Raw genomic sequence first — 14,420 nt, 5'->3', positions numbered from 1 at the left:
TTTCGGCCTTGAGCCCTCGCTGGCCGCGTCATTCCTTGTGGATACCGGCCTCGGCCAGGATGCGCGCGGTCCATCGTTGCGGCATGGCGCGGCTCCTCAGGCGGGGGCGGCCGCGCGGGCCAGCACGTCCAGGGCATTGCGCGCGGCGGCCACGCCCATGTTGACGTAGGCGGCGCTGGTCACCCCGCCGACGTGCGGGCTGAGGAGAATGCGCGGCTCCTGCTGGAAGGGGTGGCCGGCCGTCATGGGCTCGACGGCGAAACTGTCCAGGCCGGCGGCGCGGACCTGGCCCGAGCGCACCGCCTGCAGCAACGCGTCTTCATCGACCAGGCCGCCGCGCGCGGTGTTGACCAGGACCACGCCGGGCTTGCACTGCGCCAGCGTCGCCGCGTTGACCATGCCGCGGTTCTCGTCGGTCAGGGGGCAATGCAGCGATACCACGTCGGCCTCGCGCCAGATCGCGTCCAGCGGCACGCTGGCGATGTACTCGGGCAGATCGCGCGCGTAGGGATCGAAGCCGATCACGCGCATGTTCATGCCGTGCGCCATGGCGGCCATGCGCCGGCCGATGGCGCCCAGGCCCACCAGGCCGATGGTCTTGCCGTCCAGCTCCAGGCTCTTGTGCGTCGACTTGTCCCAGTGTCCGGCGCGCATGCGCGCATCCAGGCCCACGACCGATTTGGCGCAGGCCAGCAGCAGCGCCAGGGCGTGTTCCGCCACGGCGGCGGCGTTCACGCCCACGGCGGCCACGACCTGGATGCCGCGCTGGGCGGCGGCGGCCTTGTCGATGGTGTCGGTGCCGCTGCCGTGCTTGGAAATCACGCGCAACGCGGGCGCGGCGTCCATGGCGGCGGCGCCCACCTTGCTGTAGCGCACGATGATGGCGACCGGGTTGTGCTCGCGGCACAAGGCCACGATTTCCTCTTCGGCGGGCGTCTTGCCGGCAAACACCAGATTGAAATCCTGCAGCAGCGCGATGGCTTCCGGGGCCAGGTCGGCCGCGGTCACGACGATGGCGGCCTTGCCTGTGGCGGTCTTGTTCACAGCGATTCCCCTTCCTTGAGCACGCCGGCGGCGCGCAGCGCCGCCGACAGCCACTTGGCCTCGGTGTCGCCGGCCTGGATCGCGGCGATGCGCGCGGCCTCGTCGCGCACCTTCTTTTCGGCGGCCGGCAGCAGGCCTTCGATTTTCTCGCGTTCGACCACCACCACGCCGTCGGCGTCGCCGATGACGAAGTCGCCGGGGTACACGGTCACGCCACCGACCGACACGGGATGGCCGATGCGGCCGGGCACGTTCTTGGTGGGGCCGTTCGGGTTGGTGCCGGCGGCGAACACCGGATAGTCCATTTCGATGATCTCCACGCTATCGCGCGCCGCGCCATCCATCACCACGCCGGCGATGCCCAGCTTGCGGCAGGCGTTCATCATGATGGTGCCCATCAGCGCCGAGCTGAGGTCGCCCTTGCCGTCGATCACCAGCACGTCGCCCGGCTTGGCCAGGGAAATCGCGGCATGGATCATGAGGTTGTCACCGGGGCGCACTTCCACCGTCAGCGCCGTGCCGGCCAGCTTCATGCCGGGGTGCAGCGGGCGGATGCGGCCGCTGAGCGCGCCGCGGCGGCCGGCCACGTCGGCCAGGATGGCCGGTTGCAGTGCCGCCGCGCGGCGCACGATGTCGGCGCCGACGCGCGGGAAGTCCTTGATGATGTCCTGGTTTGCCATGAGTGTTCCTGTGGAGGTGAGAGTCGGAAGGGCAGGGTCAGGCCGGCTTGATGCCGGCATCGCGGATGACCTTGCCCCATTTGTCGAAGTCCGCCCTGCGGGTGGTGTCCAGGGCCTGCGGCGTGCCGCCGGCCAGCGTGATGCCGAGCTGCTCGGCCAGCGCCGTGAGCGCCGGGCTCTGCAAGGCGCGTCCGATCCCGGCGTTGAGTCGGGCGATGACGGGCGCGGGCGTGGCGGCGGGGGCGAACACGGCCTGCCATTGCTCCACCACGAAATCGCTGAAGCCGGCCTCGGCCATGGTTGGCACCTGCGGCAAGGCCGGCAGACGCTGCGCCGACGTGGCGGCGAGCGCGCGCAGCGCGCCGGTCTGCACGTGCGGCAACGCGGCCGCCGCGGGAATGAAGGCGAATTGCACCTGACCGGCCAGCGTGTCCTGCAGCGCGGGCGTGTCGCCCTTGTAGGGCACGTGCAGGAACCGCGCGCCGCTCTTTTGCTGCAGCAGCTCGCCCTGCATGTGCAGGATCGTGCCCGTGCCGCCCGAGGCATACGCCAGGCTCTGGGGCGCCTTTTTCGCGGCCGTGATCAGGTCGGCGACCCTGTGGAACGGCTGCTCCTTGCCCACCACCAGGAGATGGGGAATGGTGCCGATCATGATGACGGGCGCGAAGTCCGCCACCGGGTCATAGGTCAGCTTGCCGAGCACGTGCGGCGCGATCGCCTGGGGGCCGATCGAGGTGCCCAGCAGCGTCAGGCCGTCCGGCTCGGCGCGCGCCACGCGGGCCGCGCCAATGGTGCCGGTGGCGCCGGGACGGTTGTCGACGATCACGCGCGTGGCCAGCAGCGCATCCAGTTGCTGCGCGATGGCGCGGCCCAGCACGTCGGTGCTGCCGCCGGCCGGATAGGGCACCACCCAGGTGATGGTCTTGCCGCCGGGCCAATCCTGCGCGGCGCGCGCGCCGAAGGCCGCGCCGGCCGCCACGGCCGCGCCCAGCGCGAGGAAGCGCCGGCGCGAGAGGGAATAAGAGGTCTGCATGGGTTGTCTCCGTATTGTTCTGGTACTCATGCCGCAAAGCCGTACAGGGCCGCCGGGTTGTGCACCAGGACCTGGCGCAGCCGGGCGCTGCCGGTCCAATCGGCCAGCCGGTCGAGCTGGCGCGCGTCGTCGGGCATGGGCTGCATGCCGGCCGACGCCGATGCGTGGGGCCAGTCGCTGCCCCAGACGATGCGTTCGGGATTGGCGTCGAGATAGCCGCGGGCCAGCGCGTCCAGCGCGGGATCCTCGACGCTGTGGCGCGGGCTGACGAGGTAGCCGCCCGACAGCTTGAGCCAGGCGCGGCCCTGGCCGAGCAGGCGCAGCACCAGGGCATGGGCCGGATGCGCGCCGGCCTGCGCCGGACTGATGCGGGCCATGTGATCGAACACGATCGGCGCCGGCAGGGCCGACAGCAGGCCCTCCAGTTGCGCCAGCCGCTCGGGCGGCATGAGCAACTGCACATGCCAGCCCAGCGGGGCGACCCGCGCCGCCAGCGGCCGGATCTGGTCGGCACGGCTCGTCACCCCCAGCGAGAGATTGAGCCGGATGCCGCGCACGCCGGCGTCGTGCAAGGCTTGCAGTTGCGCGTCACTTTCGCTGCCGTCGATCACGGCCACGCCGCGCGCCTGCCCGCCCAGTTGCGCCAAGGCGTCGAGCATGGGGCGGTTGTCGGCGCCATAGGTCGACGGCGTGACCAGCACCGCGCGCTGGATGCCAAGGCGGGCCTGGATCGCGCGGTACTGCGCCATGGACGCGTCCGGCGGCAGCAGCCTTGCGCCCTTCACCGTCGGGTAGCGGGCGTCATACGCGTGGAGGTGGCAGTCGCACGCCCCGGGCGGGGCGGCGGTGGCCGGCCTGGCGTCGCCGCTGGAGTAGGCGTAAAGGGCAGCCACGGCCGGATCACTCCACCTTCGCGCCCGAGTCCTTGACGATCTTGCCCCAGCGGATGCGGTCGTCGTGGATCAGCCTGGCGAACGCTTCCGGCGTGTCGGTGAGCACGCGCGCGCCCTGTTCCTGGTACTTGACGCGCAGCTCCGGCGTCTGGAGCGCCTTGTTGAACTCGGCATTCAGGCGCTGCACGATGTCCTTGGGCGTGCCGGCCGGCGCGGCCAGGCCGAACCAGGTCACGGCCTCGAAGCCGGGGAAACCGCGCTCGGCGATGGTGGGCACGTCGGGCATGTCGGGCACGCGCTGCGCCGAGGTCACCGCCAGCGCCCGCATCTTGCCGTTGCGCACGTGGCCGATGAGCGTCGGCACGGAAGACAAGTACATGTCGATCTGTCCGCCGATGAGATCGTTGGACGCCTGCGCCGCGCCCTTGTAGGGGATGTGCGTGAGCTGGATGCCCGCCGCGTTCTGCAATTGCACCGCCGCCAGGTGGGCCACCGTGCCGTTGCCGGAGCTGGCGAAGTTCAAGGCCCCCGGCTTGGCCTTGGCCGCCGCGATCATGTCCTCGAAGGTCTTGAGCGGCGAGTTGGCCGGCACCACGATCACCAGCGGCGCGTCGGCCACCAGGCCGATGGCGGTGAGGTCCTTCTCGGGGTCGTAGGGCAGCTTGGCGTACAGCGTCGGGTTGATCGCCAGGTTGCTGGTCTGGCCCAGCACCAGGGAATACCCGTCCGGCGCCGACTTGGCGACGGCGTCCACGCCGATGTTGCCGCCCGAGCCGGGGCGGTTTTCGGTGACGATGTTCCAGCCAGTGTTGCCGGCCACCTTGATCGCCGCTTCGCGGGCCAGCACGTCGGTGCCGCCCCCGGGCGGGAACGGCACGATCAGCCGGATGGGTTTGTCGGGGTAGCCCTGGGCGGCGCCCAGGCTGGTCATGCACATCAGGGCCAGGCCCGACAGCAAGCGTGCGAACGGCTTCATGTTTTGTCTCCGATATTTGTTTTTGATGGAAGGAATTGTCGGAGGATGTTCCGTCTAATACAATACGAGCTCATACAGCGGAACATGTTTCATATGACGAACGATGATCTGACCCCGGAATCCCCCGACGCGCCGGGCGAAGAGGGCGTCGTGGCCGTGCGCCGCGCGATGCGCATCCTCGAAGCCTTTGGCGTGGAGGATCCGCATCTGTCGCTGGCGGAACTGAGCCGGCGCACCGGCTGCCATCGCTCCACCGTGCTGCGGCTGGCGCGCACCCTGGCCATGGACGACTACCTGGCGCAGCGGCCCGACGGCACCTGGCGCCTGGCGCGCGCCGCCGGCTGGCTGGGCGCGTGTTACCAGGCCACCTTCAACATCGTCGAGGTGGTCCAGCCGATCCTGCGCGAGCTGTCGGCGGCAACCGGCGAAAGCGCGACGTTCTACGTGCGCGAAGGCAAGCAGCGCATCTGCATGGCGCGGGTCGAGGGCCCCAGGTCGATCCGGCACCACGTGCGCGTCGGCGCGGCCTTGCCGCTGGAACTGGGCAGCCCGGGCCGCGTGCTGCTCGCCTTTTCCGGCGAACCGGGCGAACCCTATGAGTCGGTGCGCCGCGCCGGCTACATGGTGTCGCTGGGCGAACGCGATCCCGAGGTCTCCAGCATCTCCGCGCCGGTCTATGGCATCAACTGGACGCTGCAAGGAGCTGTCTGTATTTCGGGGCCGATTTCGCGCCTGGGCGAAAGCGTGCTGCATGAGTTGAAGGAACCGATCCTCGCCGCGGCCAGCCGCCTGTCGCGCTCGCTGATGGGGGCGCGGCAAGGGCAGGGGGCCTGACGCGGCTGCGGCGACCGGCCAGGCCTTGCGCCGTGGCCCGCATGTCCGCCGCCGCCCGCCATCCTGGCCGTATCGGCGCGGCGCGCCGAGGCGGCCCGCGCTACGCTCATCGGCGGTAGCGCGCGTCGCCGTCCCCCGCCCGGCGCATGCGCTACGCTATCTATCTTTGCGCGCCGGCGTGGCGCGCCGCGAGGAAGCCGCAATGAAAGGCGAACACCATTACGACGTCGGCGTGACCTGGACCGGCAATACCGGCAAGGGCACCGCCGGCTACACCGCTTATGCCCGTGACCACGTGATCCAGTCGCCGGGCAAGCCCGATATCGCCGGTTCGGCCGATCCCGCATTCCGCGGCGACGCGGCACGCTGGAATCCCGAGGACCTGCTGGTGGCCTCGCTGTCGGCCTGCCACAAGCTCTGGTACCTGCACCTTTGCGCGGTCGAGAACATCATCGTCACGGCCTACCGCGATGACGCGCAAGGTGTCATGCGCGAAGATCCGGAGCGCGGCGGCGCCTTCGTCTCGGTCACATTGCGGCCCGAGGTCACCATCGCCGCGGGCGGCGACGCCGGCCTGGCCGAGGCCCTGCATGCCCGCGCGCATCATTTCTGCTTCATCGCCAATTCGGTCAACTTCCCCGTGCTGTGCGAGCCGCGCATCGTCGTGGCCGGCTGACGCGCCACTTGAAGGGATCTTGCGATGCTGACGATCTGGGGCCGGCGCAGTTCCTTCAACGTGCAGAAGGTTCTGTGGCTGGCGGGCGAACTGGGCCTGGCGTATGAGCACGTGCCGGCCGGCGGCCAGTTCGGGCTGCTCGATACGCCCGACTTCCTGCGGATGAATCCCCATGGCCGGGTGCCGCTGCTGCGCGACGGCGACACGGTGGTGTGGGAGTCGCACGCGATCCTGCGCTACCTGGCCGCGCGCCATGGCGCCGACGCCTTCTGGTCGGCCGATCCGGCGCGACGCGCGCGCTCCGATGGCTGGATGGACTGGGCCCAGACCGCGTTGCAGCCGGCCTTCCTGGCCGGCGTGTTCTGGGGCTATTACCGCACCCCCGAAGCGCAGCGCGACCTGCCGGCCATCGCGCGCAGCCTGGCCGCCACCCATGCCTGCCTGCGCCAGCTCGACGCGGTGCTGGCCGCGCAGCCCTACCTGGACGGCCAGGCGCTGACGCTGGCCGACATTCCCGCGGCCACCGCGCTGTACCGCTACTACGAGCTGGACATCGACCACGAGCCCCTGGCGCACGTGCGGGCCTGGTACGAGCGCCTGCGCGGACGCCCCGCCTACCGCGAACACGTCATGGTGCCGTTCGGCGAGTTGAAGGGCCGGCTGGATTTCTGAGGGCGCGCTGGCCTGTTAAGCTGTCCCGTGGCCGGCGCGAGGGCGCGCCGGCACTATCTTTGCGACGTGGCTTCCCCATGCTCCTGCCTCTTGCCGACTGGCCGCAACGCGCGCCTGACCTGGGTATCGCCGGCCTGCGCCTGCGTCCCTTGCGCGACACCGACGCGACACACTGGTATGCCTATCTGCGCGACGACAACGTGACCCGCCACACCAGTTGGCAGCTGGACGGCCTGGACGCGCTGGCGCCATTGATCCGCGGCTATGCCGACCCTGCCGCCAGCCGCTGCGTGCGCCTGGCCATCGTCGAGGCCGACGACCGCCTGATCGGCACGGTCGGGTTCAACGAGATCACGCCGGGCGCGCGTCGCGCCGAAATCGCCTACGACCTCGCGCCTTCGCACTGGCGCCGCGGCATCGCGTCGCGGGCCTGCGAGGCCATGACCGCGTGGGCCCTGCAGACGCTGGGCCTGGCGCGGGTGCAGGCCACGGTGCTGGACACCAATACCGCCTCGGCCGGCGTGCTGGAACGCTGCCATTTCCACCGCGAAGGGCTGCTGCACCATTACCGGCAGGTGCGCGGCGAACCGCGCCATTTCTGGATGTACGCGCGCATCTGGCCGCCCGCGCTGGTCGGCGCCGAATGCGGTTAGCCCGCCTTTCCGTTCCCGTGGGCCCGGCCTTGCCGGGCCGCGACCCACTTTTTCCGAGAGAACCATGACGTCCGCCCTGATCGTGATCGACGTGCAACGCGCCCTGTTCGAGACCACGCCGGAACCCGCCGATGCCAGCGCCGTGCTGGCGCGCATCAACGACCTGGCCGAGCGCGCCCGCGCCGCCGCCGCGCCCGTGATCTACGTGCAGCACGAGGCGGCGGGCAGCCCGCTGGCGCAAGGCGAACCTGGATGGCAGCTGGATACGCGCCTGCGGCCGGCCGACGGCGACATCCGGATACGCAAGACCACCCCCGATTCGTTCCTGCGCACCGGCCTGGACGATGCCTTGTCGCAGGCGGGCGTCACGCAGCTGGTGGTGTGCGGCTACGCCAGCGAATTCTGCGTCGACACCACCGTGCGCCGCGCCGCGGCGCTGGGCTATCCGGTCACCTTGGCGGCCGACGCCCACACCACCCAGGACAAGCCGCACGCGCCAGGCGCGCAGATCCGCGCGCACCACAACGCCACGCTCTCGTCGATGACCAGCTTCGGCGTGAAGATCGCCGCCGTGCCGGCCGCCGACATTGCCTTCGGCCAGGCGAGGTAACGGCCCATGGATCCCGAACTGCTGCAGCTGCTGGTGACGCGCACCATGCCTTTCGGCAAGTACCAGGGACGCCTCATCGCCGACCTGCCGGGGCCGTACCTGGCCTGGTTCGCGCGCAAGGGTTTTCCGCCGGGAGAACTGGGGCGCCTGCTGGCGTTGATGCACGAGCTGGACCACAACGGCCTGTCGTCCTTGCTGGCGCCCTTGCGCCAGCCGCCGGCGGCGCGCTGAACGGCGCCGGGGAAACCGCAAGAAACAAATCTCGCGGCTGGCGTAGCGTCTTGGCACGCCCCGCGGGCGCGCGTGGGGCTACGATAGACCGGCGCGTCACCGGGCGGGGTATCTGGCCCGGGCGCGACCAACAAAGAGAGGTCGTCATGAAGAAACTCCCGTTCACCGCCGTCCTGCTGGCCCTGGCCTGCCTGGGCGGCGCGGCCCAGGCGCAGAACGCGGCGCCGGTCACGCAGGAATTCCAATATCCCAGCCAGCGCTCCAAGGACGGCAGCCTGTCGCCGCCTTCCACCTTGCGCATGACCGTCACGCCCGATCCGAACTCGGCGCCGGCCGTGATCCGCGACACGCCCGAGAGCCAGGCGCAATACGTGCGCTGCCGCGAGGTCTCGGACCGCGCCGCCGTCTCCAACGCCCAGATGCAGGCCGGCGTCGCCCAGTGCCTGCGCGAGCTGGAGCAGCGTCGCCAGCAGCAGTAGGCGCCGCGCCCGCCGGGCTTGATCCGGCAGGGCTGCGTCAGGTCTGGCTCGGTCAGGCCAACCCGCTTCAGGCAGGGCCTGGTCAGGCCGGGCCGGCTGCCGTGGCGGCCCTGGCCGATCCGCGCGCCCAGTGCCAGGTCATCAGGCCGGCGGCCAGCACCACCGGCAGCATGGCGGCGTTCAGCGCCTCCCAGCCAAACGCGTCCAGCGCCGGCCCGGCGGCCAGCGTCGCCACCGCGGTGGCGGCATAGCGCAGCATCTCGGCCGCGCCCTGGGCGCGGGCGCGCTCGGACGGGCGGTACGACTGCGCCAGCAGCGTGGTGCCGCCGACGAACATGAAATTCCATCCCACTCCCAGGCAGAACAGCGCCGCGTAGAACGCCGGCAGCGACGGCGAGGCCATCGCGATCAGCGCGCAGGCCACGTTCAGCAGCATGCCCGCGCCCAGCACCTTGGCCAGGCCGAAGCGCTGGATCAGCGCGCCCGCGAAAAAAGCCGGCGCGTACATGCCGACCAGATGCCACTGCATGATGTTGGCGCCGTCGCCGATGCTGTGGCTGCACGCCACCGCCGCCAGCGGCGCGGCCGTCATGATGAACATCATCGACACCGATCCCACCACGTTGTTGGCCAGCGCGGCGATGAACACCGGCTGGCGCGCCACCGCGCGCAGCGGCCGCGGCGGCAGCCCGGCCTGCGCCTCGCCCGCGGCCACGGACGTTTCGGTATCGCGATAGAAACCGAACAGCAGGGCGGCGGACAACAGCGCCAGCAGCGCTACCATCAGGTAGGCGCCGGCAAACGTCACCGGCGCGAACAGGTCGCGGCTCCAGGCCGCCAGCGCCGGCCCGGCGATCGCGGCGATGACGCCGCCGGTCATCACCACCGAGATCGCGCGGCTCTTGGCGGCCGGTTCCACCGCGTCCGCCGCGGCCAGCCGGTAGTACTGCGCGAACGCCTGGAACACGCCCACCAGCGCGGTGCCCGCGCAGAAGGCCCAGAAGTGATCGTGGAACACCGCCCACACCGAGATGCCGCCGCCCGCCGCGCCGGCCAGCGCGCCCAGCGCGAAGCCGTTGCGGCGGCCGATGCGCTGCATCAGCAGCGAGGCGAACCACGTCACGACCGCGCCGGCGACGGTGATCAGCGCGAACGGCAGCGTCGACAGCGCCTTGTCCGGCGCCAGCATGTGGCCGGTCAACGCGGTCAGCGTCAGGTCGATGGAAATCGCGGCGATGAACAGGCCCTGGCACACGGCCAGGATGCGGGCGTTGCGGCGGCCCGTGGCGGGCGAGGGCGAGGAGGGCATGGGAAAGGAAGGGGCGGACAGGTCGGGTTTGACAGGCCCCACTGTATCGACGCACACTTTGGCGTGAATGACATAATTCCCTTAAAAAACGCCAATCCGTCATGACCCACCACGTCGCCTTCCTGCTGGTGCCCGATTTCCAGCTGCTGGACATGTCCGGCCCCGCGGCCGTGTTCCAGACCGCCGGCCGTTTCGCGCGGACGGCGGCTGGCCCGGCATACCGGGTCCACGTCGTGTCCGAGCATGGCGGCGAAGTGCGCAGTTCCTGCGGCATTGGCGTGCAGACGCGACCGTGGCGCGGCACGCCGGCCGATACCCTGGTGGTGCCGGGCGGCGAGGGCGCGCGCGAAACCGCCGTCACCGCCGCCTTGCGCGCCCGCCTGCTGGCCCAGCGCCAACAGGGCCGGCGGCTGGCCAGCGTGTGCACCGGCGCGCTGGTGCTGGCCGCCGCCGGCCTGCTCGATGGGCTGCGCGCCACCACCCATTGGCGCCATGCCGCGGCGTTGGCGCGCAACCATCCCACGGTCCGGGTCGAGCCCGACCGCATCCATGTGCGCGACGGCGACACCTGGACGTCGGCCGGCATCACCGCCGGCATCGACCTGGCGCTGGCCATGGTCGAGGCCGACCTGGGGGTGGACGTGGCGGCCGAGACCGCGCGCGAAATGGTGGTCTACCACCGGCGTTCGGGCGGCCAGTCGCAGTTCTCGGCCCTGCAGGACCTGGCGCCCGACAGCGAACGCATGCGCGCCGTGCTGGAACATATCCGCGGCAACCTGGGCGCGGCGCTGACGGTGGAACAACTGGCCGGGGTCGCCTGCGTCAGCCCGCGCCAGTTCCTGCGCAGCTTCAAGGCCGAGACCGGCGAAACGCCCGCCAAGGCGGTCGAGCGCATCCGAGCCGAGACCGCGCGCGCGCAGATCGAACAGGGCGATGGCAGTATCGACAGCGTCGCCCGGCGGGTCGGCTTCACCGACAGCGAACGCATGCGCCGCGCCTTCCTGCGGGTCTACGGCCAGCCACCGCAGGCGCTGCGGCGCGCCGCGCGCAATGCCGCGTTGGCATGAAATGGGCGAAAACGGTAATAATAGTCACTCTCAATAAAGCGTCGGGTCCCGCCCGGGCCCGCCACCGTGACCGCTTCGCATCCTGAACTCGACTGGGCCGTTCCGGCCGCCACGCCAGCCATGTCGCTGGCCGGCGGCACGTTACGCTTCGAGCGCGGCGAGCGGGTGCTCGAAGACCTGACACCCGGCCTGAAGCTGGTGCTGGTGCTGGAAGGGGAACTGCGCTACCGCGTGCCGGGCGCGCCGGCCGCGCAAGTCAGCGGACCGCTGCTGCACCTGAGCCTGTGCCGCGACCCGCTGCGCATGGAGCACGAGTTCGGCGCGCGCCGGTCGCTGCGCTTTGTCTCGCTGCGCACCTCGCTGGACCACCTGCGCGACTCCCTGTCGCTGGAACCCGCCGACATCGTCCGCCTGCTGCGCGCGCCGTGCCACGATGATTCCTACGCCGAGGCCAACCTGCGGCTGGCGCCGCCGCTGCAGGCCCTGGGCCGGCAGATGCTGGCCTGTCCCATGCAGGGCGCGCTCAAGCGCATGTACCTGTCCGCCAAGGCCCTCGAACTGACCGCGCTGGCGCTGGGCGCCCTGCAGCCGGCACAGGCCGCGGCGCCGCCGCCCGGCCTGTCGCGCGCCGATACCGAACGCCTGCACCACGCGCGCGACCTGCTGCTGGCCGATCTTCAGCATCCCCCCACCTTGCCCGAGCTGGCGCGCCGCGCCGGCGTCAACGTCAACAAGCTCACCACGGGCTTTCGCCGCGTGTTCGGATGCAGTGTCTACGCCTTCGTGCGCGAGCAGCGCATGGCCCAGGCGCACGCGCTGCTCGCCGCCGGCGAGATGAGCGTGTCGCAGGCCGCCTATGCCTGCGGCTATACCGATTCGCACTTCACCAAGGCCTTCCAGCGGCGCTACGGGGTGCTGCCCAGCGCGCTGGTTCCTGGTCGCTGAACATAGCAAGAGTCTTACAAACGCTTGCGCGCTGCGGATTCTCCTTCAAATTGTATGAGAATAATTCTCAGTATCAAAGAAGGAGAAGTACCCATGCGTTCAATGTCCAGGAACAAGGCGCGGCGCGCGCGGGCGGCGCGCCATTGGCCGCTCTGGCTGGCGGTGGCGGCGGGGCCGGCGCTGGCCGGCGACGCCAGGGATGCCAAGGACGCGGCCACGCTGCCGGCAGTCACCGTCAGCGGCGAACGCGAGGCCGCCAGTGCGCAACAGCCGACATTGGGCAAGCTGCCCTTGAGCGTGCGCGAGACGCCGCAATCGATCTCCGTGATCGGACCGGAGCAGATGCGCCAGCAGAACCTGCAAACCCTGGACGACGTCATGCGGCACGCCACGGGCATCACGGTGCAGCCGCACCATCACCTGACCACCGCCTACTATGCCCGCGGCTTCCAGATCGAATCTTTCGAACAGGACGGCGTGCCTGCCATGATGGGCAACCGCGCCGCCGCGCCGGAAGACATGGCCATCTACGAGCGCGTCGAGATCCTGCGCGGCGCCAATGGCCTGTTGCACGGCGCCGGCAATCCCTCGGCCACCGTCAACCTGGTACGCAAGCGTGCGCAGCGGCAATTCGCCTTCGGCGGTGAACTCAGCGCCGGCAGCTGGGACAACTATCGCGCCCAAGTCGATCTGGGCGGACCGCTCAACGACAGCGGCAGCGTGCGCGGCCGCGTCGTCGGCGTCATGGCCGATCGCGGCTTCTTCTATGAAGGCGCGAACGAGAAGACCGGGCTGTTCTACGGCACCGGCGAGGTCGACCTGGGCCCGGACACCGTGCTGTCGGCGGGCCTGCTGCACAGCCGCGTGCGCTCGCATCCGCCGCCCAGCATGGGCGGGCTGCCGCGCTACAAGGACGGCGCGCCGATCGGGCTGCGGCGCTCGGTCAACCTGGAATCCGCCGGCAGCCGTTCCGACTGGAACACGACGCGCGTGTTCGCGGACCTGGACCACCACTTCGGCCAGGGCTGGCGCGCGCGGCTCAGCGTCGATCATCTTCGCTCCGATTCCGAGATGAAGTACCTCACCGTCAACGGCGGGATCGACCGCGCGACAGGCCTGGGCGCCAAGCTGTCGGGAGGAGGCATCAAGTACGACAACAGCCAGACCAGCATCGATGCCTACGTCGGCGGTCCGGTGGAACTGTTCGGGCGGCGCCACGAACTGCTGTTCGGCGCCAACTCGCTGCGGACTTCGTACGAGAACCTGAATGCCGATGTCACCAGCCCTCAGTTGAACATGCCGATGGACGTGTTCCACTGGCATCCGCGCGACGTGCCCGGCTACGACATCGGCCCCTACAAGTCCGCGGGCATCAATCGCGACCGGGAGCAGGGCGTGTACGGCATGGGCCGCTTCTCGCTGGCCGATCCGCTGACGCTGGTGCTGGGCGGGCGCATGGACTGGAGCCGGCTGCAAGCGCCCAAAGCGAGCCAGCGCACCAATGCCAAATTCACGCCCTATGGCGGCCTGATCGTCGACCTGGACCGGCAGTGGTCGCTGTATGGCAGTTACGCGCAGGTATTCATGCCGCAAATTGACCAGCTCGATCGCAACGGCCAGCCGCTCGATCCGGTCACGGGCACCAACTACGAGGCCGGCGTCAAGGGCGAACTGATGGACGGCGCGCTGAACGTATCGCTGGCGCTGTTCCAGATCCAGCAGAAGAACCGCGCCCAGGCCGATCCCTCGGTGGCGTGCGTGGGCAAGCGCTGCCCCTCGGTCGCCGGGGGCGAGGTCCGCAGCCGCGGCTTCGAGGCCGAGGCCGCCGGCGCCATCACGCCCTACTGGACGGTGGCGGCGGGCTACACCTTCAACACCACCAAGTACAAGGTGGACACGCGCGCCGAGGGCCAGCCCTACGCCAGCTTCACGCCCAAGCACATCTTCCGCCTGTGGACCGAGTACGCCCTGCCGGCACTCGAGCGGCGCCTGAGCGTAGGTGGGGGCGTGCAGGTGCAATCGGGCTTTTACAACGTGGCCAAGACCATCACGCTGCGCCAGGGCGGCTACGCGCTGGCCGACATGCGCGTGGCCTACCGCGTCGACAAGCATGTGACGGTGGCGCTCAACGCCAACAACCTGTTCGACCGCGTCTACTACCAGCGCCTGAACGATGCCAGCTGGACCAACTACTACGGCGAGCCGCGCAATTTCATGCTGACGGTGCGCGCCGAGTATTGACCGTCGTCATCGCATGAGGCGGCCGCGCGCGTCGCATGGCGCGCGCCGGCCGCCTCGGCCCGCCCGGTAAAAAACTT

16 protein-coding genes are annotated in these 14,420 nt (G+C 70.3%); 10 read left to right on the top strand and 6 right to left on the bottom strand.

Features of this window, described 5'->3' with window-relative positions; translation table 11 throughout:
* Positions 1 to 96: 96 nt before the first annotated feature.
* Genes ACUTAG_RS03060 through ACUTAG_RS03040 form a run of 5 tightly spaced genes read right to left on the bottom strand, consistent with a single transcriptional unit; the run spans position 97 to position 4,626 of the window.
* A complete protein-coding gene (locus tag ACUTAG_RS03060) occupies positions 97 to 1,044 on the bottom strand; it encodes an NAD(P)-dependent oxidoreductase (RefSeq protein ID WP_068958059.1) in 948 nt (315 codons plus the stop codon).
* Positions 1,041 to 1,724, bottom strand: a complete 684-nt coding sequence (locus ACUTAG_RS03055) for an RraA family protein (protein WP_020928512.1) — start codon at positions 1,722 to 1,724, stop codon at positions 1,041 to 1,043. The genes ACUTAG_RS03060 and ACUTAG_RS03055 overlap by 4 nt, the downstream gene beginning before the upstream one ends.
* 37 nt (positions 1,725 to 1,761) lie before the next feature.
* Complete coding sequence (locus ACUTAG_RS03050; RefSeq protein WP_446649979.1) at positions 1,762 to 2,757, bottom strand: Bug family tripartite tricarboxylate transporter substrate binding protein; 996 nt, start codon at positions 2,755 to 2,757, stop codon at positions 1,762 to 1,764.
* Positions 2,758 to 2,783: 26 nt separating this feature from the next.
* Entirely contained in the window at positions 2,784 to 3,650 is an 867-nt protein-coding gene (locus tag ACUTAG_RS03045) for an amidohydrolase family protein (RefSeq protein ID WP_148318234.1), read from the bottom strand.
* Between the two features lie 7 nt (positions 3,651 to 3,657).
* On the bottom strand, positions 3,658 to 4,626 hold the full coding sequence (locus ACUTAG_RS03040; protein ID WP_047991237.1) for a Bug family tripartite tricarboxylate transporter substrate binding protein: 969 nt from the start codon (positions 4,624 to 4,626) through the stop codon (positions 3,658 to 3,660).
* Positions 4,627 to 4,710: 84 nt separating this feature from the next.
* On the opposite strand from ACUTAG_RS03040, the gene ACUTAG_RS03035 reads away from it, so the two are divergent.
* From ACUTAG_RS03035 to ACUTAG_RS03005, 7 genes are all read left to right on the top strand, one after another.
* Positions 4,711 to 5,460, top strand: coding sequence for an IclR family transcriptional regulator (locus ACUTAG_RS03035; RefSeq protein ID WP_100504397.1), 750 nt, complete (start codon positions 4,711 to 4,713; stop codon positions 5,458 to 5,460).
* Positions 5,461 to 5,662: 202 nt separating this feature from the next.
* Entirely contained in the window at positions 5,663 to 6,136 is a 474-nt protein-coding gene (locus ACUTAG_RS03030; protein WP_054498691.1) for an OsmC family protein, read from the top strand.
* 24 nt (positions 6,137 to 6,160) lie between these two features.
* Positions 6,161 to 6,808, top strand: coding sequence for a glutathione S-transferase family protein (locus tag ACUTAG_RS03025; RefSeq protein ID WP_148318233.1), 648 nt, complete (start codon positions 6,161 to 6,163; stop codon positions 6,806 to 6,808).
* 77 nt (positions 6,809 to 6,885) lie between these two features.
* A complete protein-coding gene (locus ACUTAG_RS03020; RefSeq protein WP_148318231.1) occupies positions 6,886 to 7,461 on the top strand; it encodes a GNAT family N-acetyltransferase in 576 nt (191 codons plus the stop codon).
* A gap of 64 nt (positions 7,462 to 7,525) precedes the next feature.
* Complete coding sequence (locus ACUTAG_RS03015; RefSeq protein ID WP_148318229.1) at positions 7,526 to 8,071, top strand: cysteine hydrolase family protein; 546 nt, start codon at positions 7,526 to 7,528, stop codon at positions 8,069 to 8,071.
* Positions 8,072 to 8,077: 6 nt separating this feature from the next.
* On the top strand, positions 8,078 to 8,302 hold the full coding sequence (locus ACUTAG_RS03010) for a DUF3820 family protein (RefSeq protein ID WP_006385039.1): 225 nt from the start codon (positions 8,078 to 8,080) through the stop codon (positions 8,300 to 8,302).
* A 146-nt stretch (positions 8,303 to 8,448) separates the two neighbouring features.
* Positions 8,449 to 8,781, top strand: a complete 333-nt coding sequence (locus ACUTAG_RS03005) for a hypothetical protein (RefSeq protein ID WP_006385040.1) — start codon at positions 8,449 to 8,451, stop codon at positions 8,779 to 8,781.
* An 82-nt stretch (positions 8,782 to 8,863) separates the two neighbouring features.
* Here the strand turns inward: ACUTAG_RS03005 and ACUTAG_RS03000 are convergent, their stop codons facing one another.
* Entirely contained in the window at positions 8,864 to 10,090 is a 1,227-nt protein-coding gene (locus ACUTAG_RS03000) for an MFS transporter (RefSeq protein ID WP_054445301.1), read from the bottom strand.
* Between the two features lie 101 nt (positions 10,091 to 10,191).
* On the opposite strand from ACUTAG_RS03000, the gene ACUTAG_RS02995 reads away from it, so the two are divergent.
* From ACUTAG_RS02995 to ACUTAG_RS02985, 3 genes are all read left to right on the top strand, one after another.
* The gene (locus ACUTAG_RS02995) at positions 10,192 to 11,157 is read left to right on the top strand and encodes a GlxA family transcriptional regulator (RefSeq protein WP_053500495.1); all 966 of its coding nucleotides are present in this window, start codon (positions 10,192 to 10,194) and stop codon (positions 11,155 to 11,157) included.
* A 66-nt stretch (positions 11,158 to 11,223) separates the two neighbouring features.
* Positions 11,224 to 12,102, top strand: a complete 879-nt coding sequence (locus ACUTAG_RS02990; protein ID WP_227739964.1) for a helix-turn-helix transcriptional regulator — start codon at positions 11,224 to 11,226, stop codon at positions 12,100 to 12,102.
* A gap of 102 nt (positions 12,103 to 12,204) precedes the next feature.
* Complete coding sequence (locus ACUTAG_RS02985; protein WP_109439364.1) at positions 12,205 to 14,343, top strand: TonB-dependent siderophore receptor; 2,139 nt, start codon at positions 12,205 to 12,207, stop codon at positions 14,341 to 14,343.
* The last annotated feature ends 77 nt before the right edge of the window (positions 14,344 to 14,420 follow it).

The organism is Achromobacter sp. CSND-B12 (genome assembly GCF_052906545.1).
Note: the sequence above shows the minus strand (reverse complement) of the source record. Positions and strands in the feature narration are given on the sequence as shown.

Coding starts and splice junctions, on each gene's coding strand:
- ACUTAG_RS03055 (WP_020928512.1), bottom strand. CDS start 1,724: ATGGCAAACCAGGACATCATCAAGGACTTCCCGCGCGTCGGCGCCGAC.
- ACUTAG_RS03050 (WP_446649979.1), bottom strand. CDS start 2,757: ATGCAGACCTCTTATTCCCTCTCGCGCCGGCGCTTCCTCGCGCTGGGC.
- ACUTAG_RS03040 (WP_047991237.1), bottom strand. CDS start 4,626: ATGAAGCCGTTCGCACGCTTGCTGTCGGGCCTGGCCCTGATGTGCATG.
- ACUTAG_RS03035 (WP_100504397.1), top strand. CDS start 4,711: ATGTTTCATATGACGAACGATGATCTGACCCCGGAATCCCCCGACGCG.
- ACUTAG_RS03030 (WP_054498691.1), top strand. CDS start 5,663: ATGAAAGGCGAACACCATTACGACGTCGGCGTGACCTGGACCGGCAAT.
- ACUTAG_RS03025 (WP_148318233.1), top strand. CDS start 6,161: ATGCTGACGATCTGGGGCCGGCGCAGTTCCTTCAACGTGCAGAAGGTT.
- ACUTAG_RS03020 (WP_148318231.1), top strand. CDS start 6,886: ATGCTCCTGCCTCTTGCCGACTGGCCGCAACGCGCGCCTGACCTGGGT.
- ACUTAG_RS03015 (WP_148318229.1), top strand. CDS start 7,526: ATGACGTCCGCCCTGATCGTGATCGACGTGCAACGCGCCCTGTTCGAG.
- ACUTAG_RS03010 (WP_006385039.1), top strand. CDS start 8,078: ATGGATCCCGAACTGCTGCAGCTGCTGGTGACGCGCACCATGCCTTTC.
- ACUTAG_RS03005 (WP_006385040.1), top strand. CDS start 8,449: ATGAAGAAACTCCCGTTCACCGCCGTCCTGCTGGCCCTGGCCTGCCTG.
- ACUTAG_RS03000 (WP_054445301.1), bottom strand. CDS start 10,090: ATGCCCTCCTCGCCCTCGCCCGCCACGGGCCGCCGCAACGCCCGCATC.
- ACUTAG_RS02995 (WP_053500495.1), top strand. CDS start 10,192: ATGACCCACCACGTCGCCTTCCTGCTGGTGCCCGATTTCCAGCTGCTG.
- ACUTAG_RS02985 (WP_109439364.1), top strand. CDS start 12,205: ATGTCCAGGAACAAGGCGCGGCGCGCGCGGGCGGCGCGCCATTGGCCG.